Origin of the sequence: Flammeovirga pectinis, from assembly GCF_003970675.1 — a bacterium.
GTDB lineage: Bacteria > Bacteroidota > Bacteroidia > Cytophagales > Flammeovirgaceae > Flammeovirga > Flammeovirga pectinis.
In genome coordinates this window covers 3,445,270-3,465,000 of record NZ_CP034562.1, presented here as the reverse complement: position 1 = coordinate 3,465,000, position 19,731 = coordinate 3,445,270, and the positions used below count along the sequence as shown (strand labels likewise).

At 34.1% G+C, this 19,731-nt stretch carries 15 protein-coding genes and 2 rRNA genes (1 of these 17 only partly in view); 16 read left to right on the top strand and 1 reads right to left on the bottom strand.

Annotated features, from left to right (window positions below; translation table 11 throughout):
• The 3 genes from EI427_RS13895 to EI427_RS13885 form a co-directional block, all read left to right on the top strand.
• Nucleotides 1-639: ribosomal RNA gene (locus EI427_RS13895) — 23S ribosomal RNA — on the top strand; it begins 2,238 nt to the left of the window's first position.
• A 123-nt stretch (nucleotides 640-762) separates the two neighbouring features.
• Nucleotides 763-874: ribosomal RNA gene (gene rrf, locus EI427_RS13890) — 5S ribosomal RNA — on the top strand.
• 290 nt (nucleotides 875-1,164) lie between these two features.
• Entirely contained in the window at nucleotides 1,165-1,902 is a 738-nt protein-coding gene (locus EI427_RS13885; RefSeq protein WP_126615641.1) for an HAD family hydrolase, read from the top strand.
• Nucleotides 1,903-2,328: 426 nt separating this feature from the next.
• Here EI427_RS13885 and EI427_RS13880 read toward each other — a convergent pair whose 3' ends face one another.
• Complete coding sequence (locus EI427_RS13880) at nucleotides 2,329-2,874, bottom strand: Pathogenesis-related transcriptional factor and ERF protein (RefSeq protein WP_126615639.1); 546 nt, start codon at nucleotides 2,872-2,874, stop codon at nucleotides 2,329-2,331.
• 354 nt (nucleotides 2,875-3,228) lie between these two features.
• Between EI427_RS13880 and EI427_RS13875 the strand changes: the two genes are divergently transcribed.
• The 13 genes from EI427_RS13875 (at nucleotide 3,229) to EI427_RS13815 (ending at nucleotide 19,731) form a co-directional block, all read left to right on the top strand.
• A complete protein-coding gene (locus tag EI427_RS13875) occupies nucleotides 3,229-5,106 on the top strand; it encodes a sigma-54-dependent transcriptional regulator (protein WP_170178468.1) in 1,878 nt (625 codons plus the stop codon).
• 428 nt (nucleotides 5,107-5,534) lie between these two features.
• Nucleotides 5,535-6,698 (top strand): arginase family protein, encoded by a 1,164-nt coding sequence (locus tag EI427_RS13870; protein ID WP_126615635.1) that lies wholly within the window; start codon nucleotides 5,535-5,537, stop codon nucleotides 6,696-6,698.
• 33 nt (nucleotides 6,699-6,731) lie between these two features.
• Nucleotides 6,732-7,502 carry an SDR family NAD(P)-dependent oxidoreductase gene (locus EI427_RS13865; RefSeq protein WP_126615633.1) on the top strand — a complete coding sequence of 257 codons (771 nt, stop codon included), beginning with the start codon at nucleotides 6,732-6,734 and terminating at the stop codon, nucleotides 7,500-7,502.
• Between the two features lie 87 nt (nucleotides 7,503-7,589).
• A complete protein-coding gene (locus EI427_RS13860) occupies nucleotides 7,590-8,735 on the top strand; it encodes an Ldh family oxidoreductase (RefSeq protein WP_126615631.1) in 1,146 nt (381 codons plus the stop codon).
• A 68-nt stretch (nucleotides 8,736-8,803) separates the two neighbouring features.
• Nucleotides 8,804-9,604: an SDR family NAD(P)-dependent oxidoreductase gene (locus EI427_RS13855; protein ID WP_126615629.1), complete on the top strand. Its 801-nt coding sequence runs from the start codon at nucleotides 8,804-8,806 to the stop codon at nucleotides 9,602-9,604.
• 58 nt (nucleotides 9,605-9,662) lie between these two features.
• A complete protein-coding gene (locus EI427_RS13850; protein ID WP_126615627.1) occupies nucleotides 9,663-10,289 on the top strand; it encodes a TMEM175 family protein in 627 nt (208 codons plus the stop codon).
• Between the two features lie 12 nt (nucleotides 10,290-10,301).
• A complete protein-coding gene (locus tag EI427_RS13845) occupies nucleotides 10,302-11,048 on the top strand; it encodes a hypothetical protein (protein ID WP_126615625.1) in 747 nt (248 codons plus the stop codon).
• Between the two features lie 33 nt (nucleotides 11,049-11,081).
• The gene (locus tag EI427_RS13840) at nucleotides 11,082-12,467 is read left to right on the top strand and encodes a diaminopimelate decarboxylase family protein (protein WP_126615623.1); all 1,386 of its coding nucleotides are present in this window, start codon (nucleotides 11,082-11,084) and stop codon (nucleotides 12,465-12,467) included.
• Between the two features lie 100 nt (nucleotides 12,468-12,567).
• Nucleotides 12,568-14,682 carry a CehA/McbA family metallohydrolase gene (locus EI427_RS13835; protein WP_126615621.1) on the top strand — a complete coding sequence of 705 codons (2,115 nt, stop codon included), beginning with the start codon at nucleotides 12,568-12,570 and terminating at the stop codon, nucleotides 14,680-14,682.
• A gap of 14 nt (nucleotides 14,683-14,696) precedes the next feature.
• On the top strand, nucleotides 14,697-16,322 hold the full coding sequence (locus tag EI427_RS13830) for an MFS transporter (protein ID WP_126615620.1): 1,626 nt from the start codon (nucleotides 14,697-14,699) through the stop codon (nucleotides 16,320-16,322).
• A 72-nt stretch (nucleotides 16,323-16,394) separates the two neighbouring features.
• A complete protein-coding gene (locus EI427_RS13825; RefSeq protein ID WP_126615618.1) occupies nucleotides 16,395-17,165 on the top strand; it encodes an NAD kinase in 771 nt (256 codons plus the stop codon).
• Nucleotides 17,166-17,169: 4 nt separating this feature from the next.
• Nucleotides 17,170-18,633, top strand: coding sequence for an alginate export family protein (locus EI427_RS13820; RefSeq protein WP_126615616.1), 1,464 nt, complete (start codon nucleotides 17,170-17,172; stop codon nucleotides 18,631-18,633).
• Nucleotides 18,634-19,731, top strand: a complete 1,098-nt coding sequence (locus tag EI427_RS13815; protein WP_126615614.1) for a BamA/TamA family outer membrane protein — start codon at nucleotides 18,634-18,636, stop codon at nucleotides 19,729-19,731.

The following is a 19,731-nucleotide window of genomic DNA, read 5'->3' as shown; positions in this document are numbered from 1 at the left end:
TGGGGTGGTCGCCTCCAAAAGAGTAACGGAGGCTTTCCAAGGTTCCCTCACGACGGTCGGCAATCGTCGGAAGAGCGCAATGGCATAAGGGAGCCTGACTGCGAGAGAGACATTTCGAACAGGCACGAAAGTGGGACATAGTGATCCGGTGGTACCGCATGGAAGGGCCATCGCTCAAAGGATAAAAGGTACTCTGGGGATAACAGGCTGATCTCCCCCAAGAGCTCATATCGACGGGGAGGTTTGGCACCTCGATGTCGGCTCGTCACGTCCTGGGGCTGGAGAAGGTCCCAAGGGTTGGGCTGTTCGCCCATTAAAGTGGCACGCGAGCTGGGTTCAGAACGTCGTGAGACAGTTCGGTCTCTATCTGTTGCGGGCGTAGGAAATTTGAGAGGCTCTGACTTTAGTACGAGAGGACCGAGTTGGACACACCTCTGGCGTACCGGTTGTTCCGCCAGGAGCATCGCCGGGTACCTATGTGTGGAGCGGATAAGCGCTGAAAGCATCTAAGCGCGAAACCCACCTCGAGATGAGATTTCCATATAAGGGTTGTTATAGATTATGACGTTGATAGGCTTCAAGTGTACGTGTAGAGATACATTCAGCTGAGAAGTACTAATCGCCCAATAGCTTTTCTTTTACGGTTAGCACTCTAGTGATAGAGTGCTAGCAAAGTTTTTCCTTTTCACTGTCAAATAACTTATTTAGATGAGTTGTTTGCTATTAGTGATTAGATTCGATGATCAAAGACATTAAGATATTGATGGTGTCAATGACGTGGGTGTTCACCTCTTTCCATTCCGAACAGAGCAGTTAAGCCCCACAGTGCTGATGGTACTGGGTTAACCCCCGGGAGAGTAGGTCGACGCCACATTCATTATATATAGAAGGTTAGTTAACACAAGATGTTGACTAACCTTTTTTTGTGGCTATACTTTTTATAATTTACAAGACTTTTTAAATGCTCATCAAGTTGTATGTTGATAACTTTACTGTTAAAGCTAAAATATTGATCTTGTTTTGTGTAAATTCATAAGTTATCAACAGTTTTCTTAACTTATGGTATTGTTTTAAATTAACTTAACATTTTGTCTTGAAACTTAGTTTAATATCTAACGTTTTAAAGATTAGAAATGAATTATAACCTATCTATTATAAATTAATATGAAAAAAATCTACACATTACTGTTGACACTTTCAGTGGTATTTATATCTAACATCATTATTGCACAAGATTTGAAGAGTTGGAAAGAACCGATGAGATCTGAAATGATCAAAATGATTGAGAAAGCTCCTAAGAAGAATAGAATAGCTACATTTGATATGGATGGAACGATGATATCAGAATCTCCAGCCTATGATATTGCTATATTTACTCAAAAATATTCTGATGCAAAAATAGCATCAAAGGATGATTTAGTGAAAGCATTATTAGCTTTAGCAAAAGATGAAAAATATAAAGAATATGTAGATGATTTCTTTACAACTCATAAATCAAAAGTTTATCAACCAATGGTAGAACTTGTTGAGTTTCTAAAGAAAAATCAATTTAAAGTGATTTTATGTACAGCATCAGAAGATTATTTTGGTACTGTAGCAATGAATACCGCTTTTCCGATATTTGACGATGTAATCGGTACTAATTTTAAAGTGAGGTTAAACGATAAAGAAGGTAAGGTTGAAAACTTAAGAGAAGCAGGTTTAAGACCTATGTTTGCTTTTGGTAATTCAGATGGAGATTATGCAATGTTAGAATATGCCAAGAAAGGTGGATTTATAGTTTTGCATAATGATAAAGCTTCTGGAGAATACGATAAACCAGAAGAGTACATTAAAGAATGTAAAGAAAATAACTTTAAAGTAATTAGAATTGATGGTGATTGGAAAACAGTTTTCAATTAAACTTATCTATTTTAAAAACATATAAAAAGAGGTTATTCTATCAAGTAATTAGATAGAACAACCTCTTTTTTATTAAAATTGAGATATTCTTTTGGTAACTCCAATACCCAAAATTATACTTAAAATCGGTAAACATATGCCATTAACTATGAACGATTGAATAAAGGGGTATAGTAGAACACGAATATTAATAGTCTGGAAAGCTGGAAAAATTCTTTCCAAAAATATAATAAGGAAGAAATTAAATATTGCCACTCCCAAAATAAAGTTTAGTACAATAGATTTTCTAACAATTTCTGAAAGTACCAACTGAAAAAAACTTAATTGAGTGTGTTCATTATTTAATATAGTATGAGTTATCGAGAGGACAACAATAAGAATAAATAATACAATTGTAAAGGAATACATAATTATAAATTTTAGTGGTTATTTTAACGAAGAATGAATTCGGTTAAGACCTCTAGTTGTTCCAAATAGTTCTTCAGATTTTAGGTTATAAGCTCTTGCTGCAGCTTCTGCTGTTGGATATAAACCTAAGTTATGACGAATGCCTTTTGAGTATAAAACAGCTCTATAGCTCGATTTACTTACTTGCACAACTCCTCTAAAACCAGTTCTATTTCTATGTGATTGATGTCTTCTTAATTCTGCCATAGTAACCCATTCTAAATTTGATTCTCTACAATCTAAGGGATCGCCATTTTTAATGCGAACAAACAACCTTTTACTACTTAAGGGTTTTTCTACAAAACTTTCAGCAATTAGCTTATGTAAATAGATAGTAACGTTTTTATATTTTCCATTATTAAGTGGGTAATTCTTCTGAAAGAAAATATATCCACTTACATGCTTTCTTAAGTTATTGAGTAATTGAATTTCTTTTAAATAATTATTCACTTCTAAATACTCAAACGTTTGATTAGAAATCAACACAAAATCTGGTGAATTTTTAAGTTTTATTTTACACAACATATTGAATAAATTAGGGTGGTATAAAGTTTATATATAAAAAATCGAACGATTGATTAGTTTTTAAGTTGTGTTTTAATTAATCTATTTACTTTTATTAGATTATTTTTATGAAATTATCATAGCTAAAGGATTTTTCAGGGTAAATTAGTTTCTATTTTTCCAATTGAAAATGCATTCAATATATATCGTATAATGGGAATCATTACAACATTTAATTCTATTCAATCAGGTATATTTATAACCCTATCATTTCTGTATATACTAAATTATATGTTATCTCGAAAAGATAAGATACAATTAATTTATAGTGGAATTTGTATGCTATCGAGTTTGTTTATTCTCACTTCTACAATAATGCATCAAGAAACTGATGTAGATAAATACCGAAGTATATTTTTTGCTGTTGTATTAATCTATATGTTATTAATGGAAGCTATATTTTTCCTTATCTATTTTTTGAATAAGAAAAAAGGGACGATACCTTTCATAATAATAACTACAATAACCGCTATTATTGTGATTGTAGTTATAATTCAGAATAAAAATTTTGTATTTGATGGAGGCTATAATGTAAGAGAATATATGTTTTTCAGTAATGAGAGTTACTATATTCTCTCAGGAACAGTGTCTGAATGGTATAATTATTCGATATTAATTTTTTATGGAAGTGGTATAGCCTACTTTATTTGGATGCTCATAGGTTCTGATAGTAAGAAGTCTAGTTTTCGATATCAAATTCAATTTTATGTAATTATTTTATTTTTAATAGGTAATATTTATGATGTATTAATAGATAAAGAAATTATTGAGAACTCAGTTTATATATCAGAATATACAATCATATTTTCAATATTACTTTTTAATCTTGATTTGATTAGTGATATCTACAAAGGAAATAAGGATAAAGAAAAATTCTTAGTTCTCTCTCAAAATTTTAATAAATTAATTCAAGATATACGATTGTATGTAATAGGTTTTGATGAGAAAAAAAATATCAATTTTATAAATAACTATGCAATAGAAATTTTCGGGAAAGAGGTAGTGAAAAAACAACTCTCATCTTTATTAACTCTTGAATCTGAAGATACTACTAGTGACTTAACTATTTTTCATACAAATGATAAACCTAAGAAATATATTAAATCTTCTATTATTACTTTAAACACCACAGAAAACTTGCAGTCCTATATAATAGGGTATGATATCACAGAAAGAAAGAGAGAGCAAAAGAAGTTAAAGTCTACGTTAATAGAGCTAAGTAAATTGACAAACGAACTCGAACAAGAAAATACTATTTTAAAAGTAGCCTCTCAAAATAATAACAAACCGAATGAGTTATTTGTAGGAAGTTTTGCATCTAGTATTGAAGAAGAGGTTAAAAGAATAGCAAATTATAAAAGTACAGTACTTATTGAGGGAGCTAATGGGACTGGTAAGAAATACGTTGCAGATTTAATTATAAAATCAAGTAGTAGAGCTAATAAACCTAACATTGTTTACAACTGCCATCAGTCTATCAAATCAATTTTTCAGACGCAGTATTATGATAGTAGCTCTTACAGCCAAGGAGGTAATAGAAGTATTTTAGATGTAGTGAATAATGGAACACTAATTATTTCAGATATAGAAAATATGTCGGGAGCAGATCAAGAACATTTATTATCTCTCTTAAAAGAAAAAGATAGCGAACGTTTAATGCATGATATAAAATTCATTGTAACTACAACAAAAGATTTAAAGCAGCTTGTTAGAGAAAGAAGTTTTAATTTAGAGTTATATCAATACTTGAGTATTTATAATATACATATTCCTGAGTTACAAAACAGATTATCTGATATCCCTTATTTAACCGATATTTTTGTTACCCAATTTTGTAAAAGAAACAATATTGATAAACTCTCGATATCTATAGCCTCAATAAAAAAACTACAGTCTTATAATTGGCCTGGAAATATAAAAGAGTTCCGATTGGTTTTACAGAAAGCTGTACTTACCTCCAAAGGAAAAACGCTGAAACTGACAGGTTTTGAAGAATACAAAAAGGAAAAGGAAAAAAAGAATAGAGAAATTTTATCATTAGAAGAGTTTGAACGAAAATATATAATAGATATACTGAACTTATCAAAGTGGAAAGTGAGTGGAAAAAATAGTGCTTCTGAATACCTAGGAATTAATGAGGCCACTTTACGTTCAAAAATGAAAAAATTATCAATAGCTAAAACCAAAAATTAGCAGATTAGTTACTGTTAAAAACTTCACAAAAGTGATATTTCACGAAAAAACAGCACTTTAATTTTACTATTTTGTCAATTAAAATACTGATAATTAGATATTTATAGTGTGATTAAGTTTTAATTTCCAAATCACTCTTGTTAGTAAATGTTTGTTATTAATATTGCATACAATTATATGATACTAGATATCATAACCTAATCCTATCAAAATAACCAAATCAAATCATTAAATGTTATTCACAAACAATTTAACCCCTAGAGTGAAACTTTCTTTTCCGTAATGTCGTATTCTAATTTGCAGCCGCTTAAAAGCGACTGTTTTTAAATTACAATACATTAATTCAATCGTTTGAATAGCTTATTACTACTTCGTTCAAACATTACTACGTTTTAAAAATTCATTACTACAAATTATAAAATACAATCATGAAAAAAGATATTAAAAAGTACCCTGCGTTAGACAAAGAAAAATTAGCTAAGTACAAAGATCTTTATGAAAACTCTAGAAGTACAGATGGTATCCACCCAGATGTGGTGAACCATTTAACTAGAGTGAAATCAATGGGTGGCGGAAAAGGTATTGAATTCCTTTCTAACTTAAATAAAGATTACTTAGGTGCTTTTATGGCTCCTTTTTCTCAGGAATTAGAAAATGCAGATATTGTAGTTGTAGGTCTTCCTTTAGAGAAGTCAGCACCAATGAATGCTTCTCATAAATACGGTCCTAAAGTATTACGTGAACTTTCTAAAAACTTCATGGGAACAACAGAACCTTGGGTAGATGGTAAATTTGATATTCCATTTGACTGGGCGAATATTATAGATTACGGTACAATTGATACTTATGGTCAGTTTGATCTTTCTGCTGAAGTAGAAACTTGTCTATCTCATTTTGATGATATTGTTGTAAAGAATAAGTGTTCTACTTTCTCTTGGGGCGGAGATCATACCATCTCATATATTCCAATTGCAAAATTAGCAGAGGTACATGGTCCTTTAAGTGTAATTCACTTCGATGCACACTTTGATTTAGTGACTTATGCAGATTTTCCTTATCCATATCATTCAGGTGCAATGTTTACTCGTAACATGGCAGAAGGTCATATTGATGCTGACAGAATGATTACAATGGGTATTCGTGGTAGAATGACTGGTTTAGTAGGTGGACATGCAGATAACTTCGGTGTGAAATACTTAACAGCTGATGAGTGCCGTAGAGAAGATCCTAAAGTTATAGCACAACAAATTATAGATCGTGTAGGTGATGGTCCAACTTACTTAACGTTTGATTTGGATGCACTTGATCCTGTTTATAACTCTGCGTCTTCTGCAGTAGAACCATTTGGTTTAGATTTAAACTGGTGTTGGGATGTACTAAGAGAAGTACGTTTATCTGGTAAAGTAAATCTTGTAGGTGCTGATGTAGCAGAATATGCTCCTCAAAATGACCCTGCAAAAACATTTGGTTACTGTGCTGCAGGCTTAAGCTGGAAATTATTAATCTGGTTAGCTGAATGTGCTAAGAGACGTAACGGTGGAGTAGATAACCCAACTGTTTGGGATATGTCTTTGGGTAACGTGACACTTTAATCAATCAACTTTAGACTTTAAACAAATACTATAATGGCAAATTTCTTTTCATTAGCAGGGCAAGTTGCAGTAATTACTGGTGGTACATCAGGCATTGGGTTAAAATCAGCTGAACGCTTTATTGAAGCAGGAGCGAAAGTAGTGATCTCTGGTCGTAAAGACGGTACTGAGATTGCTGAGAAAATTGGAGCTACTTTCGTACAGTGTGATGTTGGTAATCCTGAATCTGTTCAAAATATGATGAAAACAACCGTAGATACTTATGGTAAAATAGATATCATCGTAAATAATGCAGGTGCAAATTTTGGTTATGAAACCATTATGGATACTGATTTAGACAACTTTGACAAGAACTTTGGTATCAATACTAAAGGTGTTGTACACGGTATTAAATTCGGTGTGCCATTAATGAATGATGGTGGCCGTATTGTCAATGTAGCTTCAGCAGCAGCCGTTCAAGGGGTAGCATATTTAGCTCCTTATGTAGCAAGTAAATGGGCTGTAGTGGGTATTACAAAAACAGCAGCTATCGAATTAGGTGATCGTAGAATTCGTGTAAATGTTATTGCTCCTACTTCAGTAAATACACCTATGGCCAACACAGAAGATGGTCAGCCTCAATTACGTATGGAACATAAAGCAGTACCGTTAGGTCGTATTGCTGAGCCAGAAGAAGTTGCTTCATTAATCCATTTCTTATCTGCTAAAGATTGTGACTTTGTAAACGGTCAAGTAATTGGTGTTGATGGTGGTTTTACGGCTGGTTTCAGTATGGATGCTTACAATACGTTAGCAGCTGAGTAGATCAAATCTATTTAAAAATATAATTAATGGACGTAGCAATGCTACGTCCCTACAAAAAAATAATCTGACAATTAAAAAAATATAACAATGGGAGCAGCAGGAAAAACAAAATCGACAAATGCAGATTTCTTACGCTACGCATTAAAAAGAACTTGGATGGCAGCAGGTGCATCAGAAGAGCATGGAGATGCTGTAGCAGATGCGTTAATGTTGGGTATCCGTCAAGGTAAATTAAATCAAGGTTTAGGAGTGTATGAAGCAATTGATATCATGCATCAAATGGACCTTTTAGATATAAAAGCTGAACCAGAAATTGTAGGCGAAGGTGATACTTGGGCATCATTTGATGGTAAAAAATCTTCAGGTTATTGGACTTTGACTAAGATGGCTGATTTAGCTATTGAAAAAGCAAAGAAGCATGGTATTGCTATTGTTTTTGGTCATAATCATAACGATGCAGGTTCTTTTGGTTCTTATACGTGGAGAGCGTCTCAAGCAGGTTGTGTAGCATTAACTTCAAATAACTCAGTACCGATGTGTGCTCCGTTAGGTGGTATGTCAAATACAATTGCAGTTCCTCCTTTTGATGGTATTGGTCCTGCAGGTGATAAGCCTCCAGTATGGATGTCAACTAAACTTTGTGAGTGGTATGATGCTGATACAGCACAGGCAGTTCTTCAAGGGACTAAGTTGAAAGGTGATTATGTGATTGATCCTAAAACAGGAGAAACATCAAATGATTTAGCTCCTTATGCTGAGCCAATTGAAGGTTATGGTCGTGTTTACAATCAATCCGCTTTCCAACAACTGTCTAACCCAAGAGTATATATGTTGAACTTATTCAACGAATTACTTTCAGGAATTATTAACCCAGGTGCTACAATTACACCAGAGGTTCCTTCTTTAGGTGATATTGTTGATGGCACTGCAAATGGAACTTCAGTAGGTGGATCTTACTTTATCTGTATTGATCCTTCTGTTTTTGGTCCTTTAGGTGATGTTTTAGCGAAATCAGATCGTTTTGCACAAGCAATCGAGGATTCTCCTGCTCGTCCGGGTCAGAGAAAGCCAGGTATGCCAGGTGCTAGAGGGTATGAATCAATCATTAAAGATGAGGAGATTGTAGAAGTATTGGATTCTCACTGGGAGCCATTCTTCAAAACGCAAGCAGGTCGTTATGGCATGACTGAAGAAAGCTTAAGAGCTGATTGGGAAGCGCAAAGAAATAAATAAATAAATAATTAAAAATATATCGTGGGAGATGTTATACTGTAGCACCTCCCACGTGAAAAATATAAAATATGCAACTTCTAGAAAATAAAGTAGCTCTTGTAACTGGAGCTACAAAAACAAAAGGTTTAGGTAGAGCAATTGCTGAGAAATTAGCAGAGCTTGGAGCTAAAGTGGTTTTAACTGGCCGTAATAGTTCTAAAGAAGGGATGGAAGCAAATGTTGCTGATATTAAAGCCAAAGGTGGTGAAGCAATGGGTGTTTTAGTAGATGTTTCTGACGCTGCACAAGTTGATTCAGCAATACAACAAGTATTGGATGCTTACGGATCTTTAGATATCGTAGTAAACAATGCAGGTGTTGGTTTTGGTTCTGCTTTATTGGATGAAAATACGGATAAAGATTGGGATGCGAATTATGCCGTAAATGTAAAAGGAGCAATGGCTGTATGTAAAGGAGCTATTCCTGCTATGGAAAAATCAGGTGGAGGAGCGATCGTAAATGTTGCTTCAACGGCTGGTATAGCTGCAGGTATGGGAATGCCTTATCCTTATGTTGCTACAAAACACGCTTTAGTAGGTGCTACAAAAGTATTGGCTATTGAGCAAGCTTCAAAAGGTATTCGAGCAAATGTTGTTGCTCCAGGTGCTATCAATACTGATATGTTACAAGAAGCTTACAAAGCGATTGCAGAAGCAGAAGGTTGTTCAGTGGAAGAAGCAGCTGCAAAAGAAAATGCGGGTATTCCTTTAGGTCGTCCAGCTGAACCAAGTGAAATTGCAGAAGCAATTGTTTACTTAGCATCTCCAGCAGCAAGTTATATCACAGGTATTGTATTGCCGGTTCACGGTGGTATGGCACCAGGTTTATAGAAAATTCTAACAGCCCATATTTCGGTATGGGCTGTTAGTTATCCTTTCTTAACAAATTATGCAAGAATCTAGAGACTATACCTATTTCTTAAAATATATCGGTCAATTAGGGATGTTACTCTTTGCTATTAGCATGACAACACCTGTATTGGGACTAGTTATTTTTGATGTAGAAACCGAGATTGTTGATGGAGATAAAGTAATGGATACTCAAATGATTTGGGATAAACCTATCATACCTTACATTACTGGTTTTCTAATTTTAGTAATCCATTGGTTTAAATTTTTCGAAGTGCACCATGCAATGAAATCGACAAACTTAAATCAAATATTGATCACATTTGGTTACTTCTTTTTACTCTGTTTGTATCCTTATTTTGAGATGAACATAGAGTTTACATCAGGTAACCCACATTTTAGAGCTGTTTTTAGTGCTGTTTGGGGTTTATTAGGTGTTTTTTCGTTTTGGAAAGTGCAACATGCTAGAAAACACAACCTTCTAAAGGAGGAAATAAACACTAAAAGAATCAGGATTTTATCTAACGAAATCCTAGCGGATCCAATTGCAGCAATAGCTTGTATAGGTTTATCTTATATAGGTTTTGAAATCTGGGTAATTGGGATGGTTACTTTGGTACCAATAGCAAATTTAATCTTATCAAAAGTTAGAGTTAAATCAACTTAATAACTCATTAAAATGAAAATTTTATTCATCTGTTTATTACTACTAATTTCATCAATCACATTTGCACAAGACGAAGAAATTGATGCTTCAAAACCAACTAACTTTTATACTCAAATAAATAACCAATTGGAGTATAACAGTAGAAAGTCAGGTGGTAATGTAATGGGCTACCGAGCCGAGATTATTTATTCACCTTCAGAAGCTCATTTAATACTAGCAGAAATTCCTTTAATGTATAATGATCAAACAGAAAAGTTTGGTTTAGGAGATTTTAGAGCAAGATACTTTTATCTTCCTTATAAAAATTACGATAAATTCTTTGGTGCATTTGGTCCATCTGTAGATGTATTTGCACCAACAGGAAGCTTTGAAAATGGATTAGGAACAAGTTCGTGGTTGGTGCAGCCCGGTGTAACAGCAGGTTTAATGATAGCAGATTGGATTCAAGCTTTTCCAATTCTTTCTTACCAATATACATCGGTACCTACAGCAGATCAAATTCCAACAGAATTTAAAGAAGCACAACATGGAATTTCTTTTCAGGTAATTACACCAATTATTTTCAGCGAAAAATTCTTTATGCAAGTTACTCCAATCTATACAGCGAGTAATTTAACGAAAACAAGACAAGACCGATATATACAAGAGGTTTTTGCACAATATGCAATTACACCAAAACTACAAACAAGTGTGTTTTATAGAGGTGTGTTTGAAGATGAAGATCATACAGTTCGATTAGGTTGTGTGGTATTTCTATAATCAGTCAAAAAAATATAAATAAAAAATTAGATCATGAGCGATATCAAAATGAACCCGTTGTTAAGCGTTAAGGATGGCGATTTATACATCGAAGACGTAAATACTGTAGAAATTGCAGAAAAATTTGGTACACCATTATTCGTGGTTTCTGAAAATATTTTAGTAAAAAACTATTTAGCGTTTCAAAATACATTTCAGGAATTCTATCCAGAAGGACGTATTCGTGTAATGGCTGCTGTAAAGGCAAACCCTACAGTTGCTATTAGAAGAGTGTTAACAAAAGCAGGTTGTGGCTGTGATACTTTTGGGGCTGGTGAATTGGAAACAGCAATTAGAGGTGGTGTTCCTTACGAAGATATCGCTGTGAATGGTTCAATTAAGTCGGATGATATTATTCGTAAAGCAATTGATTTAGGAATCCACATTGTCTTAGATAATAAAGATGAGTTAGGGGTGTGCCAAAGAATTGCAAAAGAGTTAGGAAAAGAAGCACACGTTATGTTACGTATTAAGCCTTATATGGCTGATCTTGATGAGCCTTCAGATTTCTTCCCAGCTCGTTTGATTCGTGAGATGACACAAACTGTAAAATACGGTATTCCTACATCTGAAGTAAGAGAAATGTTACCTCAGTTTGCAGATTGCCCAAATGTAAAACTAGTAGGTGTACATACGCATGCTGGCCGTCATTCTAAAAAACCTATTTTCTGGCAATCCTTAGTACAGTCGATTGTAGACATGATCAAAGAAATTCATGATGGAGTAGGTAATAACTGGTCACCAGCAATTGTTTCTGTGGGTGGTGGTTTTCCTTCTGATATGGATAAAGAATCTAGAGTGGCAGTAACAGATTACGAAACACCTCATATGGAAGATTTCGCAAAAGTGATTACTGAAACTTTCAGAAATGGAATGAAAGCAATTGGTCTTTCTTCTGATGGAGTAATCTTAGAAATTGAGCCAGGTCGTGCAATGTACAATGAGAGTGGTATTCACTTATTTAAAGTACATAACATGAAACATGAGACAGCAAATGGTATGGATTACCAATGGGCTGAAACAGATACTTCGGAGACTTTCTTAAGTGTTGGTGGTTTAAATGTAGTTCCTCCATTTGATTTAGTAGCTTGTAATAAAGCTGACAAAGAATACGATACTCCAGTAGACGTTGTAGGTATTACTTGTAACTACGATTGTTTAGCAGAACAACATAAGATGCCTCAATTAGAGAAAGGTGATACATTGGCATTCCTAAATACAGGATCATACATTGAACCTTATACATGTAACTTTAATGCTTTACCTCGTCCGGGTATGGTGTTAGTAACAGGAGATACAGTGGAGTGGGTAAAAACACCGGAAACACAAGATGAAGTATTCTCAAGACATGTTGTTCCAGAAAGATTGAAAGATATCTAAGCAAAGAATATTTAGATGAAATTATTAATTACTCAGGACTTCGGTTCTGAGTGATTGGTACCTATAATAACCTCTCTATTTGATTACTACTAAGAAGAGAATGAAAAAAATACTACTACTAAGTTTATGTTGGCTACTGGCATTGCCTTTATTAGCTCACCAGCCTGATAATGCTTCAGGAACTTTTGAATTAGATTGGCATACAAGTCAAGTTGATAGAGTGATTGCTACAGGTGTTTTCCAAACAATGGGATTAAGAGTAGATAATGACCCTTCTAGAGCAGGTGTAAAAGAAGAAGGAGATCAGAATATCTTATTTGGAATTGCTTTGGGTTTTGGTATTGATGATACGTTTGTTTTTGATGTAGATCAGCAAATTAAAGTAACGGTAGAATTAGATGTAAGTAACCTTAGTGAGTTCTATTATGCATATGATAGAAATGGTGGTGTAAATGCTGTACATAAAATAGATATTGAGGAAGGTAAAGAAGGATATCAGACATTTGAATTTATTTTAGATAGAGCTCGATTTGCCAACAGAGGATATGGTAAAACAGATTTTGCTATTTCAAGTGGTTTAGATATGTCGAGTAAGTTATTATTTATTCGTGCTATTAAATTTGAGAAAATAGGAAGTTCAAAACCTTTAAATAAGACGGGTAAACTTCAATTAAACCTAATTGAAAAGAAATCGAAAGAACGTGTAGCGGCACAAATTGGATTGTATGATGCATCTGGAAGAATGCCTCTTCCAACAGAAAGTGCTATTGAGTTACAGTTCTTTGAAACTATGGTTCGTTCGGTAGAAATACGCGAGGAGTTAGATCAAATTAATTGGCCTAATGATAATCATTACTCTATGTATGTAGATGGTTTATACCAAGCCAATATACCTGCTGGGAAATATACATTAGTAGTAATGAAAGGACCTGAATATCCAATTCTATCAAAAGAAATTGAGATTAAAGCCGACCAAGATAATAACATCAATATTACAATGGACCATGTAATTGATATGCCTTCAAAAGGATGGTATTCTGGAGATGTTCACAATCACTTTTCGCGTAGAAATTCGTCTGTAAATGCTAATCAAATGGCCCATGCGAGAGCTGCAGATTTACACATGCATTGGTTGTATGCTTTAGGTAATTCAGTAACGACACATTTCGATCAATATGCTTGGGGTAAAGATGGTCAGTATAAAGAAAAAGATTATTACATCGCTTCAGGTCAAGAAGATCCTAGAACGGACTTTTTGGGACATGTTTTAGCAATGGGACAAGATGAATTTGTACGTTATCCAAACGATTATTTTCACTACGATAAAGTATCAAAAGAGGTACATAAACAAGGAGGAGTATTTGGTGTAGCACACATGGATTTCGCTCAATTTCAACAGAATATTGCATTAGCAATGTTGGCTCCAGAAGACGAAGTGGATTTTGTTGAGATATTCCAATATCATTCTTTAAACCTAAACGATTGGTATGCATTTCTAAACTTAGGTTTCAAATTAGCTGCAGCAGCAGGATCAGATTGGCCTTATATGTCTTTACCAGGATCGGTAAGAACATATGTAAAAGTTGATGGGGAATTTACTCCAGATGCTTGGAATAAAGGTTTGGCAGAAGGGAAATCATTTGCATCAAACGGTCCGATGATAGACTTTACTGTAAATGGAAATGATATAGGTGCGACTGTTCAAGTAAAGAAAGGAGAAACGATTCAGATAAAAGCAAAAGGATATATTGTTCCTAGCTGGGATCTTTTAAAATACGCTAGCATTATTGTAAATGGTGATGTAGTGAAAGAAGTCAAACTAGAAAAAGGACAAGAAGAAATAGAAATTGATTTGGAATTACCAATGAATGAAAGTGCTTGGATAGCAATAAAAGTTCATGGAGAAAAGGCACATGATATTGTCTTCCAAAGTGAATTCACAAAAAGAATACAAGCACATACTTCACCGATTTATGTAGAGGTAGATGGTCAGCCAACTTGGTCAAAAGAGAAAGCTCCAGAAATTATAGATCGATTAATAGAAAGAATGGAAGTGGTAAAAGAAATGAAATATCAACGCAACGATAATGAGGCTTGGGAAAGTCCAGATCGTACTGCAGAGATGTTAGAAGCTTTTCGTCCCTACTTAAGAACTTGGATAGATCAAACTTCTGAGTTTTACGAAAAAAGAAAAAAAGAAATTGTGACACCATAAAAATAAACTAAACAATGAGTACACAAGAAAAAATGAATTGGAAACCATTAATCGTAATCATCTTATCGATGGTGATGATGTACATTACATCATTTAGTATTAATGTATTGATTGGACCAATTGTACAAGATTTAAATTGGTCTGTATCAGGTTTACAAATGGTAATTGTTTCTGCTTCTTTAATAGCGGGTACATTAATGGTTACAGCAGGCAGATTAGGAGATAAAATTGGAAAGAAAAAAGTATTCTTAATAGGATCTATCATATACACTATTGGTTTAACAATAGTAGTTTTAGCACCAAACTCTACAATATTTAGTATTGCGTGGGCTGTAATTTGGCCTTTTGGAATGGTGATGGTTATTCCTACCTCAATTGCTCTAATAATGTACTTCTATGAAGGTTCTCAGAGAGCAACAGCTTTTGGTATTTACGGAGCAATTTTGATGGTAATATCAGCTGTAGCACCAGTAGTTGTAGGCTATTTAGCAAGTGTGGTTTCTTGGAGAGTGGCCTTAGGTTTGTCGCCTGCATTTGGTGTTCTTACAGTAATTAGTGCATTTACATTACCAGAAACAGAAAAAGATGATACCATTAAGATTGATATTCCTTCAGTAATAATGTCTGTTGTCGCTTTTGGTATGTTCTTAATTGCAACAACAATGGCTTCTGAGTATGGATGGTTAACAGAGAAAAGACCTTTTGAAATTGCAGGAACGGTAATTCCATTAGGAGGCTTATCAATAGTGCCAATTTTATATGTTTTAGCAACTGTTTTATTGGTAGTATTCTTTAAAAGAGGAAATGCTTTAGCAGCAAAAGGAGAAACACCATTATTAAATGCATCTATCCTTTCTAACATTCCTTTTACTGTAGGAATGATTGTACAAGCATTATTATATTTCTTGTTTGCAGCAGTATTATTTGCCGTTTCAGTATTTGTGCAATCTGCAGCAGGTCTAGATTCTTTTGATACTGCATTAACAACTCTACCTATCTCATTAGGTGTAGCTATCATTTCATTCTTCACTCCAGGTTTAGGAAAAAAGATTGCTCCAAAATGGATAATTATTGCAGGTTTTGTACTGATTTTAGGAGGTTCTTATGTATTAGGACAACAAATTTCAGTAGACATGACACCTATGACAACTTTAGGAGGTTCTGTTTTGTTTGGTATTGGTTGTGGGTTGGTAATGGCTCAAATTGCTACAGTGACCATGATTAAGGTAACACCAGAACAAAATGGAGAGGCTTCTGGGTTATCAGAAACATTAAAAGAAATTATCGGGCAGGGTTTTGCGATTGCCTTTGCAGGTTCTATTCTTTTCGGTTCTGTGTATTCTTTTATGGTTGATGGGTATGAAGCAACAGAAGGCTTGTCATTAAAAGAAGAACAAAAAGAAGAAATTGTAATTGAATTAGAAAATACATTTATGGAAATTACTCCTGAACAAGAAAAAGTTTGGGTACAAGAGCAATTACCAGAAAATACCAAAGATGCTTACCAAAACATAGTAAATGATTCAGCTGAAAAAGCATTCGTTAAAACTATGAATATCATTAGCATTTTCACCGTAATCTCTTTACTACTTAGTTTCTTCCTTCCGGGAATGAAATTAGAAGATGAGGTAGTAGAGTAAACGCATATGTAGGAATGTTACCGAGGTAGCATTCCTACCATTTTTTAATTATTCGATGAACTTATTATTATCATGAAATATCAAAAATTAGCTTTTGTAAAATCTGGAAGCCCAAAAAGTGAAGAGGCATATAATTTACTTATTGATAAATACGAGAACCATTCAGTGGATGAAGCAGATGTAATTGTTGCTTTAGGAGGTGATGGTTTTTTATTACAAACACTCCATACTTATCCTCATTTAAAAACACCAATTTTTGGGATGAACAGAGGAACATTAGGTTTCCTATTGAATGAATATAAAGAAGATGTTGATCTTTTAGAGCGTATTAACCATTCTAAAGATGTACATCTTTGTCCAATTTCTGTAGATATAGAAGATGTAGAGGGAGAACACCACCATTATAAAGCCTACAATGAAGTTTCTGTAATTCGTTATTCGGGTCAGAGTGCAAACTTAAAAATTGACGTTAACGGAAAAACAATGCTAGAAACTTTAAATGCAGATGGTGTTTTAGTATCTACTCCTGCAGGAAGTACAGCTTATAATTTTTCAGCTCATGGTCCTATTATTCCATTAAATGCAAATCTATTAGCATTAACTCCAGTTTCTCCATTTAGACCACGAAGATGGAAGGGAGCCTTATTACCAGATGACGTTACGATCGAAATTACAAACCTTGACCCTGTTAAAAGACCTATTGGTGCAGCAGCAGATTCTAAAGAAGTGAAGAATGTTGTAAAAGCAAAGGTATGGCAGGATAAAAGTGATTTAAGACATCTACTATTTGATCAAGATCAATCCTTAGAGGAAAGAATTTTGATTGAACAATTTAACGTGTAAGAAAATGTCGAATGTAAGGAAGTATTCTACTTTATTTTTGATTTTAATTATTGGTTTTCAGGTGGAAGCTCAAGACGTAAATAAAGATTTACAGCTTCCTCCTTATGCCGATAGGAGATATAAAGAAAATTGGAAACTTTCAGACTGGTCTGATAGAGATAAGAGAGCAAAAGATTGGTCTGATATGATCAAGACAGTTCCTTTATCAAACAATAAGAAGATTTGGGCGTCATTTGGTGGGCAAGTACGAGGACGGTATATGCCAACCATAAATGAAGAGTTTAGCTCACAAAATTCAGGCTTGTTTACATTGCGTTTACGCGCACATGCAGATGTACATTTTGGTACTAATTTTAGACTATTTGCTGAAGGTATTTACTCTAATACCACAAAAGATGATGGATCTCGGTTAGGTGCTGGAACCCCAGTTACTAAAGGAGCTTTTCTAAATCTATTTGCAGAATATAAGTTTAAATTATATAACAAAACCAATTTAGGGGTTTGGGTAGGTAGAAGAGAGTTACAAGCGGGGCATGAACGTTTACTATCTCCCGGAAACTGGTTAACAACACGCCGTACTTTTGACGGTGCAGGGTTTTACTTTGGGAATGAAAAAGATAAATTAACTGCTTTTGTCACTCGACCAGTAATTCCTGTTCCAGATGGTTATACAACTAGAGATGAAAATACAACAATTTGGGGTGTTAAGTACGAATCTAGTGATATCCCATATAGTACACATGCAGGTTTTGGCATTCCAAGTTGGTCATCTTTTGATAGGACCTATTTTGAACCATATATATATGGCTTACATCGTCAGAATGCTGTTTACGAAGAAGGTACAGCAAACGAAACAAGATACACTGCAGGTTTCTTGTTAGCAGGACCAATTAAACGTATCTTTAATTATGAGATAGAAGCAATGTATCAATTTGGATCCTTTGGTGATCAAAAGATTGCAGCATATTCTATTACTACAGAGTTTGGAGTATCCTTTCCAGAAGTTAAATTACAACCTCATATTTGGTTAGGTTTTGATTATTCTTCAGGAGATCAAAACCCAAATGATGGTACGTTGGGTACATTCAACCCATTATTTCCTCAAGTAGCACAGTTTTTTGGCGAACATGGAGCTATGGATAGAAAAAACCTGACTTCTTTGTCAGCTAATGTTGATTTTACTGTATTTAAAATAGTGAAATCGAGATTAACGTATTGGAATTTCCAACGCTCTAGTATAAACGATGCTGTATACAATACCTCTAACGGAATTATGAGAAGTGGTAATAGCAATTCTAGAGATTTAGGAGATTCTATGCAATTATCTACAGTTATATCTTTAAGTAGACATTGGGAAATTTGTGCAACTTATAACTTTTGGGTACCTGGGCAATACTTTTGGGATACTCAATCAGGAACGGCCTATACTCAGCACTTTTTTATGATCACTACTCAATTTACATTTTAATTGAAGAAGAAATTATTATATAGCTTTTTACTTTTTTTACTTCCCTTTTTAGGAATTTGTAGCGATTCAGACTCTTTAAAAAAGGAAGTGTATAAAGATAATATTCTCCCATCACCAGCTTTTACATATAGTCCAAAAACAGATGTTGTTTTAGGAATTTACTTATTGTATCAGTTTAAGATGGATCGAAGAGATTATTCTACACGTCCATCAAATATTAATTTTTATTACGGCTCTTCTTTTAAAGGACAAAACTTCTTGTCTTCAGAGCATACTATCTTAACAAATAAGGAGAAGTTCTTTTTAAAAGGAATCATCGAATATAAAAATACTCCCGAACAATTATTTGGTATAGGGCCTAACTCATCAGACGATTATATCTTATCAGAATATACCTCTTTTGAATTTAAAGAGAGAGTACTTTATCAGTTTAGACCAAAATTATTTGTTGGAGGAAGATTAAGATATATCACATTATTTGATTTTACATATAACGACCAAGAAAACAATAGTATTCCACCACCCAATGTTACAGGAGCAGAAGGTGGACACTATCTGGGTTTCGGTCCTGTTTTAATGTACGACAAGCGAAATAGTATTCTAACACCTACCCAAAACTATTATTTGGATTTTGCCGCCACATTTTATGCAAGTTCTTTAGAAGATGGTGGTTTTGCTACTATAGAGCTAGATGCAAGACGCTATTTAGACTTCGATACTGATGGAAAAAGAGTACTGGCTTTTCAAGGATTAATGAAATCAACTTTTGGTAATGTACCCTTTAATGAATTGGCTCTTTTAGGAGGGAAACAAATTTTAAGAGGATATACGTTAGGTAGATTTAGAGATGAACATTATCTACAATTACAGGCTGAATTTAGAGCAACTTTAATTGGAAGGTTTGGGGCAACAGCTTTTGCAGGAACAGGCACTGTTTATGATCAGTTTGATGATTTTAAGTATATAAAAGCAGCCTTAGGTGGTGGTTTACGTTTTAATATTAATAGAAAAGACCCCGCAAATGTTCGTATTGATTTTGCTTGGAGTGTAACAGATAATAATAAAGGACTTTATATAACATTGGGAGAGGCATTTTAA

What these genes read in the sequence shown, in the direction of transcription:
- EI427_RS13885 (WP_126615641.1), top strand. Translation starts at nt 1,165, where the DNA reads ATGAAAAAAATCTACACATTACTGTTGACACTTTCAGTGGTATTTATA.
- EI427_RS13880 (WP_126615639.1), bottom strand. Translation starts at nt 2,874, where the DNA reads ATGTTGTGTAAAATAAAACTTAAAAATTCACCAGATTTTGTGTTGATT.
- EI427_RS13875 (WP_170178468.1), top strand. Translation starts at nt 3,229, where the DNA reads ATGCATCAAGAAACTGATGTAGATAAATACCGAAGTATATTTTTTGCT.
- EI427_RS13870 (WP_126615635.1), top strand. Translation starts at nt 5,535, where the DNA reads ATGAAAAAAGATATTAAAAAGTACCCTGCGTTAGACAAAGAAAAATTA.
- EI427_RS13865 (WP_126615633.1), top strand. Translation starts at nt 6,732, where the DNA reads ATGGCAAATTTCTTTTCATTAGCAGGGCAAGTTGCAGTAATTACTGGT.
- EI427_RS13860 (WP_126615631.1), top strand. Translation starts at nt 7,590, where the DNA reads ATGGGAGCAGCAGGAAAAACAAAATCGACAAATGCAGATTTCTTACGC.
- EI427_RS13855 (WP_126615629.1), top strand. Translation starts at nt 8,804, where the DNA reads ATGCAACTTCTAGAAAATAAAGTAGCTCTTGTAACTGGAGCTACAAAA.
- EI427_RS13850 (WP_126615627.1), top strand. Translation starts at nt 9,663, where the DNA reads ATGCAAGAATCTAGAGACTATACCTATTTCTTAAAATATATCGGTCAA.
- EI427_RS13845 (WP_126615625.1), top strand. Translation starts at nt 10,302, where the DNA reads ATGAAAATTTTATTCATCTGTTTATTACTACTAATTTCATCAATCACA.
- EI427_RS13840 (WP_126615623.1), top strand. Translation starts at nt 11,082, where the DNA reads ATGAGCGATATCAAAATGAACCCGTTGTTAAGCGTTAAGGATGGCGAT.
- EI427_RS13835 (WP_126615621.1), top strand. Translation starts at nt 12,568, where the DNA reads ATGAAAAAAATACTACTACTAAGTTTATGTTGGCTACTGGCATTGCCT.
- EI427_RS13830 (WP_126615620.1), top strand. Translation starts at nt 14,697, where the DNA reads ATGAGTACACAAGAAAAAATGAATTGGAAACCATTAATCGTAATCATC.
- EI427_RS13825 (WP_126615618.1), top strand. Translation starts at nt 16,395, where the DNA reads ATGAAATATCAAAAATTAGCTTTTGTAAAATCTGGAAGCCCAAAAAGT.
- EI427_RS13820 (WP_126615616.1), top strand. Translation starts at nt 17,170, where the DNA reads ATGTCGAATGTAAGGAAGTATTCTACTTTATTTTTGATTTTAATTATT.